The organism is Aeromonas sp. R5-1 (assembly GCF_040908265.1).
Classification (GTDB): Bacteria; Pseudomonadota; Gammaproteobacteria; order Enterobacterales; family Aeromonadaceae; genus Aeromonas; species Aeromonas caviae.
The window spans coordinates 1-21,877 of the sequence record NZ_JBFODJ010000104.1 but is presented as its reverse complement, the minus strand read 5'-3'; the positions used below and the strand labels follow the sequence as shown (position 1 = coordinate 21,877).

The 21,877-nt window shown below is 58.7% G+C and carries 19 protein-coding genes; 14 read left to right on the top strand and 5 right to left on the bottom strand.

All coding sequences use genetic code 11. The features are described 5' to 3' along the window. Positions 1-69: 69 nt before the first annotated feature. Positions 70-1,422, bottom strand: a complete 1,353-nt coding sequence (dcuC, locus tag AB5Y64_RS14435; RefSeq protein WP_010674486.1) for an anaerobic C4-dicarboxylate transporter DcuC — start codon at positions 1,420-1,422, stop codon at positions 70-72. 323 nt (positions 1,423-1,745) lie between these two features. Here dcuC and AB5Y64_RS14430 point away from each other — a divergent pair, with 323 nt between their 5' ends. Continuing rightward, the gene (locus tag AB5Y64_RS14430) at positions 1,746-2,351 is read left to right on the top strand and encodes a DUF922 domain-containing protein (protein WP_214003038.1); all 606 of its coding nucleotides are present in this window, start codon (positions 1,746-1,748) and stop codon (positions 2,349-2,351) included. Between the two features lie 118 nt (positions 2,352-2,469). Here the strand turns inward: AB5Y64_RS14430 and mnmC are convergent, their stop codons facing one another. Continuing rightward, positions 2,470-4,485, bottom strand: a complete 2,016-nt coding sequence (gene mnmC / locus AB5Y64_RS14425; protein WP_201956155.1) for a bifunctional tRNA (5-methylaminomethyl-2-thiouridine)(34)-methyltransferase MnmD/FAD-dependent 5-carboxymethylaminomethyl-2-thiouridine(34) oxidoreductase MnmC — start codon at positions 4,483-4,485, stop codon at positions 2,470-2,472. Positions 4,486-4,575: 90 nt separating this feature from the next. Here mnmC and fabB point away from each other — a divergent pair, with 90 nt between their 5' ends. After that, positions 4,576-5,787 carry a beta-ketoacyl-ACP synthase I gene (gene fabB, locus AB5Y64_RS14420; RefSeq protein WP_161470007.1) on the top strand — a complete coding sequence of 404 codons (1,212 nt, stop codon included), beginning with the start codon at positions 4,576-4,578 and terminating at the stop codon, positions 5,785-5,787. 83 nt (positions 5,788-5,870) lie between these two features. On the opposite strand, the gene AB5Y64_RS14415 is transcribed toward fabB, so the two are convergent. From AB5Y64_RS14415 to AB5Y64_RS14405, 3 genes are all read right to left on the bottom strand, one after another. Beyond that, positions 5,871-6,395 (bottom strand): GNAT family N-acetyltransferase, encoded by a 525-nt coding sequence (locus AB5Y64_RS14415; RefSeq protein WP_161470006.1) that lies wholly within the window; start codon positions 6,393-6,395, stop codon positions 5,871-5,873. Between the two features lie 97 nt (positions 6,396-6,492). Beyond that, positions 6,493-6,807, bottom strand: coding sequence for a DUF4377 domain-containing protein (locus tag AB5Y64_RS14410; protein ID WP_045524724.1), 315 nt, complete (start codon positions 6,805-6,807; stop codon positions 6,493-6,495). 93 nt (positions 6,808-6,900) lie between these two features. After that, positions 6,901-8,187 carry a citrate synthase gene (locus tag AB5Y64_RS14405; RefSeq protein ID WP_010674492.1) on the bottom strand — a complete coding sequence of 429 codons (1,287 nt, stop codon included), beginning with the start codon at positions 8,185-8,187 and terminating at the stop codon, positions 6,901-6,903. 423 nt (positions 8,188-8,610) lie between these two features. Between AB5Y64_RS14405 and sdhC the strand changes: the two genes are divergently transcribed. From sdhC to AB5Y64_RS14345, 12 genes are all read left to right on the top strand, one after another. Then, on the top strand, positions 8,611-9,000 hold the full coding sequence (gene sdhC / locus AB5Y64_RS14400; protein WP_029314418.1) for a succinate dehydrogenase cytochrome b556 subunit: 390 nt from the start codon (positions 8,611-8,613) through the stop codon (positions 8,998-9,000). After that, entirely contained in the window at positions 8,994-9,338 is a 345-nt protein-coding gene (gene sdhD / locus AB5Y64_RS14395; RefSeq protein ID WP_010674495.1) for a succinate dehydrogenase, hydrophobic membrane anchor protein, read from the top strand. Before sdhC ends, sdhD begins: the two co-directional genes overlap by 7 nt. 1 nt (position 9,339) lies before the next feature. Continuing rightward, positions 9,340-11,106: a succinate dehydrogenase flavoprotein subunit gene (gene sdhA, locus AB5Y64_RS14390; RefSeq protein WP_029314421.1), complete on the top strand. Its 1,767-nt coding sequence runs from the start codon at positions 9,340-9,342 to the stop codon at positions 11,104-11,106. Positions 11,107-11,123: 17 nt separating this feature from the next. Next, the gene (locus AB5Y64_RS14385) at positions 11,124-11,840 is read left to right on the top strand and encodes a succinate dehydrogenase iron-sulfur subunit (RefSeq protein ID WP_010674497.1); all 717 of its coding nucleotides are present in this window, start codon (positions 11,124-11,126) and stop codon (positions 11,838-11,840) included. 114 nt (positions 11,841-11,954) lie between these two features. Next, on the top strand, positions 11,955-14,765 hold the full coding sequence (sucA, locus tag AB5Y64_RS14380) for a 2-oxoglutarate dehydrogenase E1 component (RefSeq protein WP_010674498.1): 2,811 nt from the start codon (positions 11,955-11,957) through the stop codon (positions 14,763-14,765). A gap of 88 nt (positions 14,766-14,853) precedes the next feature. Next, a complete protein-coding gene (odhB, locus tag AB5Y64_RS14375; protein ID WP_010674499.1) occupies positions 14,854-16,047 on the top strand; it encodes a 2-oxoglutarate dehydrogenase complex dihydrolipoyllysine-residue succinyltransferase in 1,194 nt (397 codons plus the stop codon). A 106-nt stretch (positions 16,048-16,153) separates the two neighbouring features. Continuing rightward, complete coding sequence (gene sucC, locus AB5Y64_RS14370) at positions 16,154-17,320, top strand: ADP-forming succinate--CoA ligase subunit beta (RefSeq protein WP_368204030.1); 1,167 nt, start codon at positions 16,154-16,156, stop codon at positions 17,318-17,320. Continuing rightward, the gene (gene sucD / locus AB5Y64_RS14365; protein ID WP_005300222.1) at positions 17,320-18,192 is read left to right on the top strand and encodes a succinate--CoA ligase subunit alpha; all 873 of its coding nucleotides are present in this window, start codon (positions 17,320-17,322) and stop codon (positions 18,190-18,192) included. The genes sucC and sucD overlap by 1 nt, the downstream gene beginning before the upstream one ends. Positions 18,193-18,378: 186 nt before the next feature. After that, entirely contained in the window at positions 18,379-18,786 is a 408-nt protein-coding gene (locus AB5Y64_RS14360; protein WP_319902570.1) for a hypothetical protein, read from the top strand. Positions 18,787-18,882: 96 nt separating this feature from the next. Beyond that, positions 18,883-19,545, top strand: coding sequence for a hypothetical protein (locus AB5Y64_RS14355; protein WP_319902572.1), 663 nt, complete (start codon positions 18,883-18,885; stop codon positions 19,543-19,545). A 201-nt stretch (positions 19,546-19,746) separates the two neighbouring features. Beyond that, positions 19,747-20,658 carry a hypothetical protein gene (locus AB5Y64_RS14350; protein ID WP_319902573.1) on the top strand — a complete coding sequence of 304 codons (912 nt, stop codon included), beginning with the start codon at positions 19,747-19,749 and terminating at the stop codon, positions 20,656-20,658. A 377-nt stretch (positions 20,659-21,035) separates the two neighbouring features. Continuing rightward, positions 21,036-21,503 (top strand): YcgN family cysteine cluster protein, encoded by a 468-nt coding sequence (locus AB5Y64_RS14345; RefSeq protein ID WP_319902575.1) that lies wholly within the window; start codon positions 21,036-21,038, stop codon positions 21,501-21,503. The last annotated feature ends 374 nt before the right edge of the window (positions 21,504-21,877 follow it).

The window sequence follows — 21,877 nt, the reverse complement described above, 5'->3', positions numbered from 1 at the left end:
AAAGAGCACCGAGTCTACTGCATGGGGTGGGGGGGATACCAGCCCGGCGGCAGCCGGGCCGGTAAAGAGTCAGGCGGGAACCATGATCTGGGTGGCGAGGATCACCACCAGCAGGCCGACGGCCACCGGCAGCGAGGTACGTTTGACCACCTCGAACGGAGAGAGATTGCCCATCCCCGCACAGGCGACCACCACCCCGGAGACCGGCGAGATGGTGCGGCCGAGGTTGGATGCCTGCAGCATGGGGATCACCAGATAGGCCGGGTTGACGCCGAGGCTGGTGGCCAAATGGGGGATGAGCTCCACGAAGGCGTAGAAGGGGGCGTTGCCGGAACCCGTGGTGAAGGCCGCCAGGGTGGTGATGACCACCAGCACCAGCATGATGACGATGCCGCCGGTACCGAAGCTCTGAGCCAGATCCAGGAGGTTGGCGATGAAACCGAGTCCCATCAGACCCTGGGCAAAGACCCCAGCACCCACCAGCAGCATCACCACGCCGGCGAAAGCGTCGGCCATGTTGCGCCAGCACACCTGCAGCCCGTCCAGCAGCTCGCGGCCGTTGCGCTTGCGCACCAGCTCCAGCAGGGCGGCCAGCACCAGGCAGATGACGATGATGGTGACGATGTCGAGCTTGGGCCCCAGTTTGCCGTCAAACAGCAGCACACCGATGATGGGGGTGAAGGGCAGGATGGCGTAGAAGCCGGGGGCGTCGGTGACGAGATCGCTCGGGGCGACCGCGGCGTTGTGCTCCCCGGCCTTCTGATCCAGATAACGCTGCCAGAAGAAGTGGGTCACCGCCATGGCTGCGATGGCCACCAGGGAAATGGGCAGGGTCAGCTTGAAGGCAAACTCGATGAGCTCCATGTTCGCGGCCTGGGCTGCCATCACCACGTCCCCCGAGGTGGGTGAGAGGATGATGGCGGCCGGCGAGGCGCACACCGCCGCCGCCGCGCCACGGGAGATCCCCATGTTGACCATCAGCGGGAAGAGGGTGGCCATCAGCAGAACCCCGAGGCCGGTCGCGGAGCTCACCGCCAACGACATGGCGCAGGCGACCAGATAGGCGGCCACCAGCAGGATGTAGGGGGACTTGATGACACCGAGGGGTTTGCTCGCGAGCTTCACCAGTATGGTGTTGGCGCCGATGTGGCTCATGTAGCCGGCAAAGCCGCACAGCACCATGATGAGCATGCCGAGGCCACCCCCCCTGTCGACCAGCAGGAAGCGCACGTATTCGAAGATGTCGGTGGCCATGTGGCCGGTGGAGGGGACGCTCGCCGGCAGCACCGCCTTGCCCATCAGGGCGGTGATCGCCAGCAGCAGCAGGCCGCCGCTGAGCAGTACCCCGGTGGCGGAGTAGCCCTTGAAGATGTAGCGACCCACGGCCAGGGTGACCAGGGTGCCGATCAGGAGTTCTATCATAAAACCTTCCCAAGAGTTGAAATGAGGGGGTGGCCTGCCAGGGCTCACCAGAGGGTTGCGCTGGACTATCCGGCATCGGCCAACAAAAACACTGCGGATATTACCCACTAAGGAGTATTTCACCATCCATTCGATGGCAGCTTGTGATCTCGACTGCAAATCCCCGCCTGAGCCGGGGTGATGACTCGCACGTTTGCAGCAAGCGGGTGCCAAGAGCGGATGACAGGGGGCTGGATCAGGGGTAATCTCCCAATCGGGTTATTAATTCATTGATTATTAATTGAAATTAAGCCGGGACTCACAAGGAGCAAAGCCGCGGACAGATGGGACTCTTCAGCAAGACAGGGGTGACGGCGGCCCTCATTTATGCCGCCTCAATCGGTGCTGTACCTTCCCACTATGCCGGTGTGAAGGTCGCCCCCGATATCAAGGTCGATTTCCAGTTCTATCGGGTCTCCGGGGCCGATGTGGGGGCCGTGATGCGCCAGATCACCGCCTTGTCGCCCACCCAGGCGGACGGGCACATCGGCAAGGCCAGTTATCAGCTCTCCTGGCAGTTGCAGACGAAGGCGACGGCGACACGCTGCGAGCTGGAGCAGGCCAGCGTTCGTGCGCGCATCCAGGTCAGGGTGCCCAACTGGATGGACAAGGCCCGTGCGCCCGCGAAGGAGCGCCAGAAGTGGGACAAGCTGGTGGCCGCCATGTTTGACTACGAGAGCCGTCACAAGGATATTCTGCTGGAGAGCGTGAGCCAGCTTGGCACGCGCCTCGCCCAGTTGCCGGTGACCCGGGATTGCCCAACCCTGGAGCATCAGGGCTGGCAGGCAGGGCAGGCGGTGCTGGAGGCAACCCGGGCGCGGTTCGACACCCTGGCCAGCCAGACCGATCAGGGGCGCAAGCTGGGGGTCGTCTGGCCCAGGGCTGGCTGATAACACGTGTACAGGCCCATGGCCACTCATGGGAAACATAAAAAAACGGGCTGATTGAGCCCGTTTTTTTGTTGGTGCGCCAATAGCGTGGAGGCCGGCAGCCCCGGCTCCTGGGTGGCTAGTCGCGCAGTGGCTTGCCTCTGCGCAGCCTTCGCACCCAGTAGCGGGCGGGATGGAGCGCCTCCAGCAGATCGGCGGCCAGCGGCAGGGGATCGCCGCAGATCTCGCTGGCGACCAGCTCGCCGCACAGGGGCGCCGAGCACAGACCCCGGGAGCCGAGCGCCCCCAGCACGTAGAGGCCGGCATGCAGGGGCAGTGCGCTCTGCTGATCCGCGGGGGCGTTGACGTCATGATCCGCCAGCGCCGCCAACCGGGGGACGGGTCCGGCGACCGGCAGGTGATCCCGGCTGGCGCAGCGCACCCCGACGCGGGCCTGAGCGCCGCTCACATCCACCTCGGCAGGCCAGCGCTGCTGGGGCACACAGGCTTGCAGCCGCGCCCTGTTCTGCTCCTGCTCGTCGGCGCGGTAGGCAAGGTCGGTCTGGTTGCGGCCATAGCTGGCCCCGATGCAGTGCGCACCGTTGTGGGCCGGGGTGAGGTAGCCGTCGTAGCAGAGCACGGTCTTGAGCTGGCTCAAGCCAGTCGTGGTCGGCACATGGCTCACCTGGCCGCGCACCGGATAGAGGGGAAGCTCGGCAAAGGGGAGAAGGGCTGGCAACTGATGCCCGGCTGCTGCCACCAGATTGGGGGCGTGCCACTGGCGGCCATCCTGGCTCTCCACCCGCCAGCCATCGACCTCTTCGGCAATGCGGGTCACAGCGGCATTGAACACCACTTCCAGCCGCCCGCTGGCCTGCGCCTCCCTGATGGCCGCGCGGGTGAGATCCGCCGGACAGAGCCAGCCCCCCAGGGGATAGCTCACGCCATCCGCATCGCAGGGCAGGCCGACCACCTGCTCAACCTCCGCTGCCGAGAGTGGGTGCATCAGCTCGGGGGGGAAGGGGCCCTGACTCATCTTGGCAAGCTTGGCGGCGGATTTGTCGTCGTAGCCGAGTTGGGTGACGCCACACAGAGAGAAGGCGACGGGGTGGTGCTTTGCCAGGGCCAGCAGCCGGTTTCTGGCAAAGCCAAAGGCCAGCGAATAGAAGCGCGACAGGGCATCGTGCTCGCCGTTGAGCAGGGGGTAGAGGGCTCCTTGTCGATTGCCGGAAGCGCCGCTGGCCGGTTCGCCATCTTCGCACAGCAAGGTGACGTGCCGACCCCGCTCCACCAGAGAGAGCGCCGTCATGGCGGAAGCGATGCCGCCACCGATGATGAGCACCTCTCCCTCCCGCCCTGCGGGGCGGGCATACCAGGGGGCGATGCTCTGCTGCGGCACTTTGCCTTCCCGAACACCCGCCAGCATCTCCCGCTTGCTGCCGTGGCCCTTCACCTTCTTCATGGCAAAGCCGGCGGCAATCAGCCCTCGTCGCACGAAACCGGCGCAGGTAAAGGTCGAGAGGGTGGCATCGGGGCGGGCGAGGCGAGCGAGATCGTCGAAGAGATCCTGGGTCCACATCTCTGGGTTCTTGGCAGGGGAGAAACCGTCCAGATACCAGGCGTCCACCAGACCGGTTGCCGGATGGGGCACCTGGGGCAGCATCTCCTTGATGTCGCCAAACCAGAGGTCGAGGCGGATGCGGCCATCGGCAAAGAGCAGGCGATGGCAGCCGGAGACCGGCAACGGCCACTGGTCGATGAGAGGCTGGCTCAAGGGGGCAAGCTCGGGCCAGGCGGCCAGGGCCTTGCGCAGATCGGCCTGGGTAAGAGGGTATTTCTCGACGCTGATGAAGTGCAGCCGGGATCCGTTGCCGGACAGGGGGGCCTGTTCCAGAAAGGCGGCCATTGTGGCCAGAAAGTTAAGTCCTGTACCGAAACCTGTTTCACCAATCACGAAACTGTCACTATCGTGGTGCGAAAATCGCTCTGGCAGTCGATTTTGCTGCAAAAAGACGTAGCGGGTTTCACTTAGACCGTTATCATTGGAAAAGTACACATCCCCGAACTCACTGGAGACTGGAGTTCCCGCTTCGTTCCAGTCCAATCGGGCATGATGTAAGGATGTTTGACTCACGTTTTCCTCGGCTCGCGTCACAAAATCGCGGGCATTCTACGTGAAAGCAGACCAGTTTGGCAGCCGAAAGCGGGTAGACTCGGTGCCAGTTTTTCCAGACGAGATGAATTAATGAGAAGAGCAGTGATCACCGGTATCGGCGTCATCTCCAGTATCGGCAACAACAAGGAAGAGGTGCTGGCCTCCCTGAAAGCAGGCAAATCCGGCATCACCTATTCCGAGCAGTTCGAGCAGTACAACCTGCGCAGCCGTGTCTGGGGTAACATCAAACTCGATCCGTCTGAACTGATCGACCGTAAAGTCATGCGTTTCATGGGTGACGCCGCGGCCTACGCCTACCTCTCCATGCAGCAGGCCATCGAAGATGCCGGCCTGCCGGAAGAGATGGTCTCCAACGAGCGTACCGGCATCGTGACCGGTTCCGGCGGCGCCTCCGGCAAGAACACCTCCGAATCTGCCGATATCGCCCGTGAAAAGGGCGTCAAGCGGGTGGGTCCCTACATGGTGCCACGTACCATGTCTTCCACCACCTCCGCCTGTCTTGCCACCCCGTTCAAGATAAAAGGTGTCAACTACACCATCAGCTCCGCCTGTGCGACCTCTGCACACTGCATCGGTCATGCCTTGGAACTGATCCAGCTTGGCAAGCAGGACATCATCTTTGCCGGTGGCGGCGAGGAGCTGGACTGGTCTTCCACCATCCAGTTCGACGCCATGGGCGCGCTCTCCACCAAGTACAACGACAACCCGGAAAAAGCGTCCCGCACCTATGATGCGGACCGCGACGGCTTCGTCATCTCCGGTGGCGGCGGCATCCTGGTGGTCGAGGAGCTGGAACACGCCCTGGCCCGTGGTGCCCACATCTACGCCGAAATCACCGGTTACGGTGCGACCTCCGACGGCTACGACATGGTGGCCCCGAGTGGTGAAGGCGCCGTGCGTTGCATGAAGATGGCGATGCAGGGTGTCGACAAGGTGGACTACATCAACACTCACGGTACCTCTACTCCGGTTGGTGACACCAAGGAGCTGGAAGCCATTCAGACCCTGTTTGGCAGCAATGCACCCAAGCTCTCCGCCACCAAGGCGATGACCGGTCATGCCCTGGGCGCCGCCGGCGTGCACGAGGCCGTCTACTCCCTGCTGATGATGGAACACGGCTTCATCGCCCCCAGCATCAACATCGAGAACCTGGACGAGAAGGCCGTGGGCCTGCCCATCGTACGCGAGTACGAAACCGCGGATCTCAATACCGTCATGTCCAACAGCTTCGGCTTCGGCGGTACCAACGCCTCTCTGGTGTTCAGCAAGTTCAAGGCTTGATCTCCCTGTGGGGAGCGCAACGCGAAATAGAAAAAGGCGCCGAAAGGCGCCTTTTTTATTGAACTCTTTTTATTGAATTCTTTTTATTGAACTCTGCTGATGGTTCCCGGTTCTGGACCGCTGTCTGCCAAGGGCAACCGCATATAGACAGCCCCGTCACCATACTCCACCAGCGATTTGCCGGTGTCGGCGGGCACAAACCCCTGCTTGCGCCAGAAGGCGGGGGCATCCTGAACCGCCACCAGGCCTGCATGGCGATATCCTGCATGGCTCGCGAAAGCGAGCGCCCTTGCCAGCAGCCGCTGTCCGACACCCAGGCCGCGTGCCTTGCTCGAGACAGCGAGATCGTGCAGATAGAACTCGTCGTGGCCGGCCAGCGCCTTCATCGGCACCGAGAGGGGCGGGGGCTGGTGGGCACGCCAGGGGTGGCAGAGCAGGTAACCCAGCACTTTGCCCTGACGCTCGGCCACCCAGCAGGAGGCGGGGGCCAGCTGGGTCTTGCTCTGCATCACCTCGAGGGACTCGGGTTCAAACTGGTGATAACACTCGTGCTGGATGGCCATGATGGCGGGCCAGTCTGGCGTGCGGATGGTGCGGATCGTGATCATGATGCGGGTCGGGTCCGTACTCAAACCGTGGCAAAAAGGGGTGACAGCATACCCCAGAGAGCACACAAACGAAACCGGGTCACCTGTCAGCGACTCGTCAGCGAACCGGTTCCTTGCTCACGATCTTGACCAGCTGGTAGCGCAAGGAAGGGGCATCGGCCGGCACATCGGCAAGTTGCTCCCTGGTCACTTCCAGCTGGTAGCGGTAGCCCGGCTCGAAGGTGAAGCCTTCGATCTGCTGATAGAAGAGGCTCCAGCTCTCGCCCGGCTGACTGCGTACCTGCATGCACTTCATGGGGGCGACACCGACGCAGTCTGCCAGCTTGTCCTGGATATAGAGGGTTTCGGTGGTCGGGGCGCTCTGGCAGGCGCTGAGCAGGAGGGCGGAGCTGAGGAGCAGGGGAGATTTCATGATGAATGTCCTTGGCGTAAAAGGGCGCGATTAAACCTGCAAAAGAAAAGGCGGTCAATGACCGCCTTTGTAACAAACCATGACAGATCGGGCTCAGCGCTGGTCGAGGGGCACGAATTCGCGCAGGGGCTGACCGGTGTAAAGCTGACGGGGACGGCCGATCTTCTGATCCGGGTCCGAGTGCATCTCGTTCCAGTGGGCAATCCAGCCGATGGTGCGGGAAATGGCGAAGATCACGGTGAACATGGACATGGGGATGCCGATGGCCTTCATGATGATGCCGGAGTAGAAGTCCACGTTCGGGTAGAGCTTCTTCTCGATGAAGTAGGGGTCGGACAGCGCGATGCGCTCCAGCTCCATGGCCACGTCCAGCAGCGGATCCTTGATCTGCAGCTCGGTCAGTACCTCGTGGCAGGTTTCGCGCATCACGGTGGCACGGGGATCGTGGTTCTTGTAGACCCGGTGACCGAAGCCCATCAGACGGAACGGATCGTTCTTGTCCTTGGCGCGGCCGATGTACTCGGGAATGCGATCCACGGAGCCAATCTCTTCGAGCATCTTGAGGCAGGCTTCGTTGGCACCACCGTGGGCCGGGCCCCACAGGGAGGCGATCCCCGCGGCGATACAGGCAAACGGGTTGGCACCGGAAGAGCCGGCCAGACGCACGGTGGAGGTGGAGGCGTTTTGCTCATGGTCCGCATGCAGGGTGAAGATGCGGTCCATGGCGCGCTCGACGATGGGGTTGACCTTGTACTCTTCGGTCGGCACGCCAAACATCATGTGCAGGAAGTTGCCTGCATAGGAGAGGGCGTTGCGCGGCTGCATGAAGGGCTGGCCGATGGAGTACTTGTAACACATGGCGGCCAGGGTCGGCATCTTGGAGAGCAGACGGAAGGCACAGATCTCGCGATGCTCCTCGTTGTTGATGTCGAGGGCGTCGTGATAGAAGGCGGACAGTGCGCTGACCACGCCGCACATGACGGCCATGGGGTGGGCGTCGCGGCGGAAGCCACGGAAGAAGAAGGCGATCTGTTCGTGCACCATGGTGTGGCGGGTGACCAGACGTTCAAATTCCGCATATTGGGTCTTGGTGGGGGCCTCGCCGTACAGCAGGATGTAGCAGACTTCGAGGTAGCTGGCCTGGGTGGCCAACTGGGCGATGGGGTAACCGCGGTGCAGCAAGACACCCTGGTCGCCATCGATGTAGGTGATGGAAGATTTGCAAGAACCGGTGGCCATGAAGCCGGGGTCGAAGGTGAAATATCCTTGCGTGCCCAGCTTTCTGACATCGATCACATCGGGTCCAACGGTACCGGAGAGGATCGGCAGTTCAACCGGCTCTTTTCCGGGCAGATGTAGGGTGGCTATCTTATCAGCCATAGCACGTCTCCTTTGCTCTTTTATAATTTGGTTCCAGCCCTACTTTATTACGACTGTTATGACGCTGGCAAAGGTTCTTACCCGTACCACGGCGGCTGGAGCGCCTTATTTGAACCAGAGAACCATGTCTTTGTCAATTTTGCTGGATGATCATTAATGACTTGTTAAAGCTGTTGTGAGATCTGGTTTACGGTTTTGGATTTTCTGTGTAGCTATTTGATTGTCATTGGTTAAGGCCGCCGATATACTGCGCCACGTGGGTGATGGTCGTCGGTGTTTGAAACGCTTTCGCAAAGCCAGATGTGATATCGAAAATGTTATTTTTGGCTTTCCTGAGTTGTTTTGGTAACAAAAACCTAACAAATGCCACTCCTCGCCCTCAAAGCGTGTGAAAACAATAACTAACGTGCTCAATGGAGCTGAGTGGGCAAAGCCGTGAAAAACAAACAGAGACCTGTAAACCTCGACCTACAGACGATCAGCTTTCCTGTCACCGCCATCGCTTCCATCTTGCATCGTGTCTCAGGGGTCATCACCTTTGTGGCATTGGCCATCTTGCTGTGGATGCTTGGTACTTCACTCGCCTCTCCCGAAGGATTTGAATCGGTCGTTGCCATCATGGACAACTTCCTGGTCAAGTTCGTGCTGTGGGGGATCCTGACCGCGCTGGCTTACCACATCGTGGGCGGTCTGCGGCACCTGGTCATGGACATGGGCTATTGGGAAGAGCTGGAATCCGGTAATCAGAGTGCCCGTGTGGCCTTCGTGATCACCGCGGTTTTGGCGGTATTGGCGGGGGTGCTGGTATGGTAACCAATTCTGCAACTTTCGGGCGCAGCGGTGTTCATGATTACATCCTGATCCGCGCCACCGCCCTCATCATGACGTGCTACGTCCTCTATCTGGTTGGCTTTGTCGCGTTCAACGACATCACCTACGAGGTGTGGACCGGCTTCTTCTCCAACACCTTCACCAAGGTCTTCACCCTGCTGACGCTCGTATGCGTCTTGATCCACGCCTGGATCGGTCTGTGGCAGGTGCTGACCGACTATATCAAGCCGGTCGGACTGCGCGGTGCGCTGCAGTTTGTGCTGGTGGTGGTGCTGTTTGTCTATGTGATGACTGGTTTCGTCGTGCTGTGGGGTGTGTAAGGTGACTATTCCAACTCGTGAATTTGATGCGGTCGTGATCGGTGCCGGTGGCGCCGGTATGCGCGCCGCGCTGCAGATTGCCCAGTCCGGCAAGAGCTGCGCCCTGTTATCCAAGGTTTTCCCGACCCGTTCCCACACGGTCTCCGCCCAGGGCGGGATCACGGTCGCCCTGGGCAATGCCCACGACGACAACTGGCAGTGGCACATGTATGACACCGTCAAGGGCTCCGATTATATCGGTGATCAGGAAGCCATCGAGTACATGTGCAAGACCGGCCCCGAGGCCATCTATGAGCTGGAGAACATGGGCTTGCCTTTCTCCCGCTTTGACAACGGTACCGTCTACCAGCGTCCGTTCGGCGGTCAGTCCAAAAACTTCGGCGGCGAGCAGGCTGCCCGCACCGCGGCGGCAGCCGACCGTACCGGTCACGCCCTGCTGCACACCCTGTATCAACAAAACGTCAAGAACAAGACCACCGTCTTCTCCGAGTGGTATGCCCTGGATCTGGTGAAGAACCAGGATGGCCATATCGTCGGCTGTACCGCCATCGACATGGAGAGCGGCGAGGTCGTCTACTTCAAGGCCAAGGCCACCGTGCTCGCCACCGGCGGCGCCGGTCGCATCTACCAGTCCACCACCAACGCCCACATCAACACCGGTGACGGCGTCGGCATGGCGCTGCGTGCCGGGGTCGGCGTGCAGGACATGGAGTTCTGGCAGTTCCACCCCACCGGTATCGCCGGGGCAGGGGTACTGGTCACCGAAGGTTGCCGTGGTGAAGGCGGCTACCTGCTGAACAAGGACGGCGAGCGCTTCATGGAGCGTTATGCACCAAACGCCAAGGATCTGGCCGGTCGCGACGTGGTGGCCCGTTCCATCATGATCGAGATCCGCGAAGGCCGTGGCTGTGACGGTCCCTGGGGCCCGCACATCAAGCTCAAGCTGGATCATCTGGGCAAAGAGGTGCTGGAATCCCGCCTGCCGGGCATCTGCGAGCTCTCTCGCACCTTCGCCCACGTGGATCCGGTCAAAGAGCCCATCCCCATCATCCCGACCTGCCACTACATGATGGGCGGCGTGCCGACCAGCGTGAACGGCCAGTGCCTGACCCAGGACAAGGATGGCAACGACGTGCCGGTGGTCGGTCTGTTCGCGGTGGGCGAGATCGCCTGCGTCTCCGTGCACGGTGCCAACCGTCTGGGCGGCAACTCGCTGCTGGATCTGGTGGTGTTCGGTCGTGCTGCCGGGATGCACCTGGTGGAGACCCTTGGCTCGATGGAGCACGGCGTGGAAGCCACCGACGCCGACATCGCCAAGGCGCTGGAGCGCTTCAACCGCTGGGAAAACAACCGTGACGGAGAAGACCCGGCCCAGATCCGAAAGGATCTGCAGCGCTGCATGCAGAACAACTTCTCCGTGTTCCGGGAAGGGGATGCCATGGCAGAAGGGCTGGCCGAGCTGAAACTCATCCGCGAGCGTCTCAAGAACGCCCGTCTGGACGACACCTCCAAGGAGTTCAATACCCAGCGCATCGAGTGCCTGGAGCTGGACAACCTGATGGAGACCGCCTATGCCACCGCGGTGGCGGCGAACTTCCGTACCGAGAGTCGTGGCGCCCACAGCCGCTTCGACTTCCCGGAGCGTGACGATGAGAGCTGGCTGTGCCACAGCCTCTATCATCCGGACACCGAGTCCATGACCCGTCGCGCTGTCAACATGTCACCCAAGACCCGTGAGGCGTTCCCGCCCAAGGTCCGGACTTACTGATTGCGGAGCCAAGCACAATGAACGTCACATTCTCTGTCTACAGATACAATCCGGACGTTGATAACGTCCCGTATATGAAGGATTATCGTCTTGATATTCCTGAAGGTTCCGACATGATGGTGCTCGACGCACTGATCCAGCTCAAGGAGCTGGATCCCACCCTCGCCTTCCGCCGCTCCTGCCGCGAAGGGGTCTGTGGATCTGACGGTCTCAACATGAATGGCAAGAACGGTCTGGCCTGCATCACGCCGCTCTCCGATCTCTTGAAGAAGGGCAGCAAGGTCGTCATTCGACCCTTGCCCGGTCTGCCGGTGATCCGGGATCTGGTGATCGACATGACCCAGTTCTACACCCAGTGGGAGAAGGTCAAACCCTTCCTCATCAACGACGAAAAACTGCCGCCCGTGCGTGAGCACCTGCAATCCCCCGAAGAGCGCGCCAAGCTGGATGGCCTGTACGAGTGCATACTCTGTGCCTGCTGCTCCACCTCTTGCCCCTCCTTCTGGTGGAACCCGGACAAGTTCATCGGTCCGGCCGGCCTGCTCGCCGCCTATCGCTGGCTGGCGGACAGCCGCGACACTGCGGCCAGTGAGCGACTGGGCAACCTGGATGACGCCTTCAGCGTGTTCCGCTGCCACGGCATCATGAACTGCGTGAACGTCTGTCCCAAGGGCTTGAACCCGACCAAGGCCATCGGTCAGATCAAGTCGATGTTGCTCAACCGGGCCGTGTAGTATCGGGGCCAGGGCGCCTTGCGCCGGGCCCGACCTCTGGATAGCCATCCCGCCCCGGGATGGCTATGACCCTACAAGCTGCAGTGCAGCGAACAAGATGTACAAGGGATAGAAATGCATAACGGCGTGATGAAGGCCTGGTTGGAGTCATCTCACCTGGCTGGTGCGAATGCAAGCTACATTGAGGATTTGTACGAATCCTTCCTGGAAAACCCCGACTCCGTTGCCGACGAATGGCGCAGCCTGTTCCAGTCGCTGCCCCAGGTCAACGGACATGCAGTAGAACAACCCCACTCCCAGGTTCGCGACTATTTCCGCCGCCTGGCCAAGGACTCCTCCCGTTACAGCGCTCCCGTCTCCGATCCCCAGGTGGATGCCAAACAGGTTCGCGTACTGCAACTGATCAACGCCTTCCGCTTCCGCGGTCACCAGAACGCCAACCTGGACCCCCTGGGTCTGTGGCAGCGCGAGCCGGTCGCCGAGCTGGATCCGGCCTTCCACAACCTGCAAGGTGCAGACATGGAGGCCACCTTCAATGTGGGCTCCTACGCCATCGGTCGCGAGACCATGGTGCTCTCCGATCTGTATGCCTCGCTGAAGAAAACCTATTGCGGCAGCATCGGCGCCGACTACATGCACCTCACCTCCACCGAGGAGAAGCGCTGGCTGCAAGACAGGCTGGAATCCATCGAAGGGAAGGGCAACTATACCCTCGAAGAGAAGACCCGCTTCCTCGAGAGCCTGACCGCCGCCGAAGGGCTGGAAAAATACCTGGGTGCCAAGTTCCCGGGGGCCAAGCGTTTCTCCCTGGAAGGGGGCGATGCCATGGTGCCCATGCTCAAAGAGCTTATTCGCCGCGCAGGTGAGCAGGGTTGCAAGGAAGCCGTCATCGGCATGGCCCACCGCGGTCGCCTCAACGTGCTCATCAACGTACTGGGCAAGCGCGCCCAGGACCTGTTCGACGAGTTCGCCGGCAAGCACGGCGAATCCTGGGGCACAGGGGACGTGAAGTACCACATGGGCTTCTCCTCCGACTTCGCCACCCCGGGCGGCAACGTCCACCTGGCGCTCGCCTTCAACCCGTCGCACCTCGAGATCGTCAACCCCGTGGTCATCGGCTCCGTGCGTGCCCGTATGGACCGTCGCGGTGACAAGGACGGCTCCAGCGTCCTGCCCATCACCATCCACGGTGACTCCGCCATCGCGGGGCAGGGGGTCGTTGCCGAGACCTTCAACATGTCCCAGACCCGTGCCTATGGCGTGGGCGGCACGGTGCGCATCGTCATCAACAACCAGGTGGGCTTCACCACCTCCTATATCCGTGACCTGCGCTCCACCGAATATTGCACCGACATCGCCAAGGCGGTGCAGGCCCCTGTGCTGCACGTCAACGGGGATGACCCGGAAGCCGTGGTGCTGGTGACCCAGATTGCCCTGGATTACCGCAACACCTTCAAGCGCGACGTGGTGATCGAGCTGGTCTGCTACCGTCGTCACGGTCACAATGAGGCTGACGAGCCGAGCGCGACCCAGCCCCTGATGTATCAGAAGATCAAGCAGCACCCGACCCCGCGCAAGATCTACGCCGATCAGCTGATCGCCGAAGGAGCCATCGCACCGGAGCTGGCTACCACCCTGGTCAACGACTATCGCGATACCCTGGATCGGGGCGAGCGGGTGAGCAAGGAGTGGCGCCCCATGGAGCTGCATTCCGTGGACTGGACCCCTTATCTGGGTCACGACTGGGCCATGGCCTATGACAGCACTGTGCCGATGGATCACCTGAAGGCCCTCGGCGAGCGCATCAGCCAGTATCCGGCCACCCATGTGCTGCAACGCCAGGTCGAGAAGATCTACGAAGACCGTCGCCTGATGGCCGCCGGTGAGAAACTGGTGGACTGGGGCTTTGCCGAGACCCTGGCCTACGCCACCCTGGTGGACAAGGGATCCCGCATTCGCTTTACCGGGGAAGACTCCGGCCGCGGTACCTTCTTCCATCGCCACGCCGTGCTGCACAGCCAGACCGATGCCAGCACCTACACCCCGCTGTGCAACCTGCACGACGAGCAGGGCCCGTTCGAGGTGTACGACTCCGTGCTGACCGAGAACGCGGTACTGGCGTTTGAATATGGCTACGCCAGCGCGGAGCCGGCCGGTCTCACCATCTGGGAAGCCCAGTTCGGTGACTTCGCCAACTGCGCCCAGGTGGTGGTGGACCAGTTCCTCTCCTCCGGCGAGCAGAAGTGGGGCCGGATGTGCGGCCTGACCATGCTGCTGCCCCACGGTTACGAGGGCCAGGGCCCGGAGCACTCCTCTGCCCGTCTGGAGCGTTATCTGCAGATGTGCGCCCAGCACAACATGCAGGTGTGCGTGCCCTCCACCCCGGCGCAGGTGTTCCACATGCTGCGTCGCCAGGTGGTGCGCCCCATGCGCCGTCCGCTCATCGTGATGACGCCCAAATCCCTGCTGCGCCACCCGCTGGCGGTGAGCAAGCTCGAAGAGCTGGCAGAGGGCACCTTCCAGAACGCCATCGGCGAAATCGATGCGCTGGATCCCAAAGGCGTCAAGCGCGTGGTCTTCTGCTCCGGCAAGGTTTACTACGACCTGCTCGATGCCCGTCGCAAGGCCGAGCAGCAGGACGTGGCCCTGGTACGGATCGAGCAGCTCTACCCCTTCCCGGAAGAGGAAGTGCGCGCCATCCTGGCCGATTACAGCCATGTCACCGACTTCGTCTGGTGTCAGGAAGAGCCGCAGAACCAGGGCGCCTGGTACAGCACCCGTCATCACTACGACAGCGTGCTGCCAAGCCATGCCCGTCTGCGTTATGCCGGTCGCCCGGCCTCGGCCTCACCGGCCGTCGGTTACATGTCCGTCCACGCCAAGCAGCAAAAAGCCCTGGTGGAAGACGCCCTTACCCTGGAATGAACGAGTTGTGGATGAGGAGGGCCCGTGTCGGGATCCTCTCTGACCTGGAACAAGCCTGCTGGCCAAGAAGTAACAAGGAACTGATTACATGACTATCGAGATCAAGGTACCGGACCTGCCGGAATCAGTGGCGGATGCCACCATCGCGACCTGGCACAAGAAACCGGGTGATCTGGTTGCCCGTGACGAAGTGCTGGTTGACATCGAAACCGATAAAGTCGTGCTGGAAGTGCCCGCGCCGGAAGCCGGCGTACTGGGCGACATCCTGCAGAGCGAAGGGGCCACCGTGCTCTCCCGCCAGCTGATCGCCATGCTCAAGCCGGCCCCCGTTGCCGGTGAAGCGACCAGCGAAAAGCCGGTGGAAGCCGTGGCCGATGACGCAGCCGATGGCCTGAGCCCTTCCGTGCGCCGCATGGTGGCCGAGCATGACATCGACGTCGCCAAGCTGACCGGCACTGGCAAGGGTGGTCGTGTCACCAAGGAAGACGTGGAAGCCTTCATCAAGAATCTGGGCAAGGCTCCCGTGGCTGCGCCGACTGCTGCCACTCCCGTGGCTGCCGCACCGGTCGCGCCGCTGGCCGGTCGCACCGAGAAGCGTGTGCCCATGACCCGTCTGCGCAAGCGCATCGCCGAGCGTCTGCTGGAGGCCAAGAACACCACCGCCATGCTGACCACTTTCAACGAGATCAACATGGCGCCCATCATGAAGCTGCGCAAGCAGTACGGCGAGATCTTCGAGAAGAAGCACGGCATCAAGCTCGGCTTCATGTCCTTCTATGTGAAGGCCGTGGTCGAATCCCTCAAGCGCTACCCGGAAGTGAACGCGGCGCTGGACGGTGACGACATCGTCTACCACAACTACTTCGACATCAGCATCGCCGTCTCCACCCCCCGTGGTCTGGTGACCCCGGTGCTGCGCGACTGCGACAACATGAGCCTGGCGGACATCGAGAAGGCCATCAAGGATCTGGCCGGCAAGGGCCGTGACGGCAAGCTGACCGTGGATGAACTGACTGGCGGCAACTTCACCATCACCAACGGCGGCGTGTTCGGCTCCCTGATGTCCACCCCCATCATCAACCCGCCCCAGAGCGCCATTCTGGGTATGCACAAGATCCAGGACCGCCCCATGGCCGTCGACGGCAAGGTCGAGATCCTGCCGATGATGTACCTGGCGCTCTCCTACGATCACCGCATCATCGACGGCCGCGAGTCCGTGGGCTTCCTGGTCTCCATCAAGGAGCTCCTGGAAGACCCGACCCGTCTGCTGCTGGATGTCTGAGCAAGCGTGACTGAAAGATAACGAGGGGCCGCCCAGGCCCCCATTCACAGGGGATTGAGAAACACGAGCCCCGGACGGAAATACCTACAACACGGATAGAGCATCTATGAATCTGCATGAATATCAGGCAAAACAGCTGTTTGCCGAGTATGGCCTGCCGGTCTCCGAAGGTTATGCCTGTGCTACCCCGCAGGAAGCGGCCGAAGCGGCCGACAAGATTGGTGGCAACACCTGGGTCGTCAAATGCCAGGTCCACGCCGGTGGCCGCGGTAAAGCGGGCGGCGTCAAGCTGGCCAAGAGCAAGGACGAGATCCGCGCCTTTGCCCAGAACTGGCTCGGCAAGAACCTGGTGACCTATCAGACTGACGCCAATGGTCAGCCGGTTACCAAGATCCTGGTGGAGTCCTGCACCGACATCGCCAAGGAACTGTACCTGGGCGCCGTGGTCGACCGTGGCTCTCGCCGCGTGGTCTTCATGGCTTCCACCGAAGGTGGCGTGGAGATTGAGAAAGTCGCCCACGAAACCCCGGAACTCATTCACAAGGCGGCCATCGATCCCCTGGTGGGCCCGCAGGCCTATCAGGCCCGTGAGCTGGCCTTCAAGCTGGGTCTGGTCGGCGATCAGATCAAGCAGTTCACCAAGATCTTCATGGGCCTGGGCCAGATGTTCCTGGACTGCGACTTCGCCCTGCTGGAGATCAACCCCCTGGTCATCACCGACAAGGGCAACCTGCACTGCCTGGACGGCAAGATCAACATCGACGCCAACGCCCTGTACCGTCAGCCCAAACTGCGCGAGATGCACGATCCGTCCCAGGATGACCCTCGCGAAGCGCACGCCGCCCAGTGGGAGCTGAACTATGTGGCGCTCGATGGCAACATCGGCTGCATGGTCAACGGCGCGGGCCTGGCCATGGGTACCATGGACATCGTCAACCTGCACGGCGGTTCACCTGCCAACTTCCTGGACGTCGGCGGCGGCGCCACCAAGGAGCGCGTGACCGAGGCCTTCAAGATCATCCTCTCCGACAGCAAGGTACAAGCCGTGCTGGTCAACATCTTTGGCGGCATCGTGCGCTGCGACATGATCGCGGAAGGCATCATCGGTGCCGTGAAGGAAGTGGGGGTGAAAGTGCCCGTGGTGGTGCGTCTGGAAGGCAACAATGCCGAACTGGGTGCCCGTAAACTGGCCGACAGCGGCCTCAATATCATCGCCGCAACGAGTCTGACTGACGCAGCTCAGCAAGTGGTAAAAGCAGCGGAGGCCAAATAATGAGCGTTCTGATCAACAAAGACACCAAGGTGATCTGCCAGGGCTTCACCGGCGGTCAGGGTACCTTCCACTCCGAACAGGCGATTGCCTACGGTACCCAGATGGTCGGCGGCGTCTCCCCGGGCAAGGGCGGCACCACCCACCTGGGCCTGCCTGTGTTCAACACCGTCCGTGACGCCGTGGAAGCCACCGGCGCCACCGCCTCCGTCATCTATGTGCCGGCCCCGTTCTGCAAGGACGCCATCCTGGAAGCCATCGATGCCGGCATCAAGCTCATCGTCACCATCACCGAAGGCATCCCGACCCTGGACATGCTGGACGTCAAGGTGAAGCTGCAGGAAACCGGCGTGCGGATGATAGGGCCCAACTGCCCGGGCGTCATCACCCCGGGTGAGTGCAAGATTGGCATCATGCCGGGCCACATCCACAAGCCGGGCAAGGTGGGCATCGTCTCCCGCTCCGGCACCCTGACCTATGAAGCGGTCAAGCAGACCACGGACGAGGGCTTCGGCCAGTCCACCTGCGTCGGTATCGGTGGCGACCCCATCCCGGGCTCCAACTTTATCGACATTCTGGAGATGTTCCAGAACGACCCGCAGACCGAAGCGATCGTGATGATCGGCGAGATCGGCGGCAACGCCGAGGAAGACGCGGCCGCCTATATCAAGGCCCACGTCACCAAGCCGGTGGTCTCCTACATCGCGGGCGTCACCGCCCCGGCTGGCAAGCGCATGGGTCATGCGGGCGCCATCATCGCCGGTGGCAAAGGCACCGCGGCCGAGAAATTTGCCGCCCTGGAAGATGCCGGCGTAAAAACCGTGCGTTCCCTCGCCGATATCGGCAAGGCCCTGCGTGAAGTGACCGGCTGGTAATATCGTTTAGCTTGTTTTGTTAAATATAAAAGCGCCGACCGGATGGTCGGCGCTTTTTATGGATGGTAGTTTGAAATAGTGGTAGCATTCGCGAACGTTAGAATATGCTTCGCTATTCTAACCTACGGCTCTTAAGAGCATAAAGTTAAATCAATCTAGGATTACTGATCCTTCCTAGGTATTATTATGCGTTTACCAAAATTTTTATTTATTACTTTGATATGTTACTCCTCCATATTTTCTCAAAGTGCATTTGCGGATAACTTGGGGATTGACTGGCCACAAGAAAAAATGGCCGATGGTAAATATATTCATGGGCCTGCCTTCGAGCAGTGCACCGCTTTTGGGGATCGGTATGCTAAGATTGCCACGGTTGAAGATGAGGGTGGCAAGAAATCCGGAAACTATTTTTCTACGTTGCACATCATTAAAAGCATGGAAACTCAAACGGAATGGATCTGCTTGATACAGTACAATGTTGCAATGTTCCTCAACGGTCAGCAAATGGGTGCTTTCCAGTTGCAAGAACTCCATCATGTAAACAAGCAGACCAATAAATTCAAGACGACCCCAACAGAATTAAATGATCGGTAGTCGTACATTAAAAATAAAATTAACTAAATTCTATCTGATAGCCCATGACACTAAAGTGTAGTAGATATGACGATAGTTCAATACTGAGGTATAATAATGAGAATTACGTTTGTGATAGTTGTTGCGCTGTTTCTTTCTGGTTGTAGTTCCCTACCAGAAACTCCACCTGGAGCGCCAGAAACCAATGATAACCCATGCTTCAACAGGCTATTCGATAGTTACGGTGCACGGATTACCCCCGATAAACCACACTACAGGATGATTGATACTATAGAAGGCGTTCAAATGTGTTCGGTAGACCTTTTAGGTTTCGCTAAAGCCTATCTTCTTTATGACCCCAAAGCCCCCATTTACTGGGGTGACTTTACTAGATCTTATGAAAATAAATTTGACATGAAGGAGAAGTTGGAGAGAGCTTATACCCAGTGGCAGAAGGAAGAAGCTGATAAATTGTGTGCTGCTGACGCTTCCTGCATGGCAAAGAAGAAGCGCGATGAGGAATATAATCAGAAGCTTGACGCTAAAAACGAAAAGCTCTGGGTTGAACACAGAAACAAGCAAATGAAACAGTGTCTACCATATGCCAAAGACTTGTCGAGCAAGATACCATCACTTTTAAATCCAAGGGTTGAAAGTGCCTTCGGATACGGGGATATTATTGTTTGTCAAGTTAGGTTCGATCAGAAAACTGTAAGTGGCACGTTCCTTAAAATAATGTCGTTAACAATTAACACATCAAACGGAGCTTACGAATACTAATGATCCTGTACAGGATCTGGTAATACTTTCAATCATATCACATATTGGGCTTCGCAGGCTCAGCTACAACCTACAGGTAGGTTGGGTTGAGCGCAGCGAAGTCTATATAATAGTTAACACTCGGTAAACATTGGGCTTCGTAAATTTAGTCCAACTTACGCCCCTATAGTCAATGCCAATGTAATAAGAGTGAGTTTTGTAATGACAAATATTACCGTACAAGTCCTTGTTGCTAAAGATGGACATTGCAATCTTGATTCATTTCCGTTGCGATTTGGTTTTAAATTTGATGAAGATACAATAATCGAAATATCAAATGCATTCGCAATTAATATTGACAATAAATCAGAAAGAATAAAATACGAGGGTTCGATTAAATGCCTCACAACCGGTAGGAAGGTCCGAGGTTATTTTATTGTTCAGGAATCCAAAGAAGGGTTTTCATCCAAACTTGTGACCGCTTGGCGATTTAATGACAGTGTGGAATTTTACTTGTCAGAGGTGCTGAAAAGCCTAAGGAAGGCTGGGGTTATATCGTCAGAATGGTTGCTGAGAAATCATGCGCTATATATTTCTGGTAAGCTGAGAACTCACAAAGAGCTTGTTGAGGTCTTATCAAAAGAGATGAGTTTGTCAAAGATTGAGAAAATTAGATCTGAGACTGAAAAGACAATTTCATCTTATGAGAAAAAACTGGAAGAGTTTAACGTAATAAGACAGCGTGCGGTTGATGAAGCTGCCCGTGAAAAGGATAGGGCAGACAAACTTTCTGAAGAGATAGACATATTGAACAATAAACTAAATGCGCTTATTAATAGTGAAATGAAAGATGCTTATGAATCTGGAAATACTCTTCATATCACAAATACATCACGGTTAGTTCGAGTAAATGAAGGAGTGCTATATAATGGTTCGTATTGTACGTCAATAATTCTGGACACTGGTGAGCATTGGTACATGAAAACATCAACCTTTGATAGGCTTGGTAAAATAACCGAGAAAGCTAAGGCGCTAATAGGTAGGGAAGTCAAAGTTACATCTTGGGACCCGATAAGGGAGCCGGGTAAATGGTCTAATAAATTTTATTTTAGAAATATCTACGCCATAGACTAATAGATCTGTCGTGTATTAAGGAAGGTGCGAATAAGTCATATGGCACGAGAGCATTTACTGGTAACCCATTGATATTAAATGACTAAAATTTTCATTTTTTGTTCGTGGGATACTTGTTCGCACTTTCCTTAAGGCATCATGTGTATCTCGTATATTGGGCTTCGCAGGTTCAGTCACAACCTGTACAGATTTAGTTATCACCTACCACGCTTGTGGTTGTGGTTGTGGTTGTGGTTGTGGTTGTGGTTGTGGTTGTGGTTGAGCGAAGCGAAGTCCAACGTGTACAGATCTAGTTATCACCTGACACCGGCCTTGAAAAATCGGACCATAAGGCGTATAACCACGCGCTTGTCAGCGTATTGAGTGAGCCCATTGCCATGCAGCAAAAAGTGCCGCAGTTAAACGAAGTGCAGACCGCCCCCTTCTGGCAGGCGAAGAGCCTGCAACAGATGACCACTGTGGAGTGGGAGTCCCTGTGCGATGGCTGCGGCAAGTGCTGCCTGAACAAGCTGATCGACGAGGACACCGAGGAGCTGGTGTTCACCAACGTGGCCTGCAACCTGCTCAATACCAAGACCTGCCAGTGCTCCGACTACGGCAACCGCTTCAAAAAAGAGCCGGACTGCCTGCAGATCACCTACGACAAGATTGCCGAGTTCGACTGGCTACCGTCGAGCTGCGCCTACCGCCTGCTGGCAGAGGGGCAGAGCCTGCCTGAGTGGCATCCGCTCATCACCGGCAGCCGCAGCGCCATGCACCAGGCTGGCCAGTCGGTGCGCGGCAAGGTAGTGCACGAGGCGCAGGCTGGTGACTGGGCCGACCATATCATTACCTGGGCGAGCTAAGCCTTAATCCGCCGTTTATTGCTTACTACAGGGGCAGGGGAGTGAGACTTCGCTGCCCCTGTTGTTTTTGGGATATAAGGGATGCGTTTTTGTGATAAAGGTAGTGTAAAGTTCTGCTGTGAGATGAACGTAGTGAGGGGGATGAGAAGCCGTCTCTAACGCCGTCTGTATTCGTTCAATCGCTTTTAGACACAAGGGCAGCAGAGTCCACACTCCGCTGCCCTTGTTGCTTTCTGGCGTCTTCTGGCGATGTAGTGTTGTTCTCCTCAGCCTGGCCCTTGCGTATTCCGGCGAAGTTGAACAGCCATTCCGGCCAACGTGAACACCCTGATCCTTAACGCGCTCACGTCACCCCGTTTCTAACTCGAGTGTTC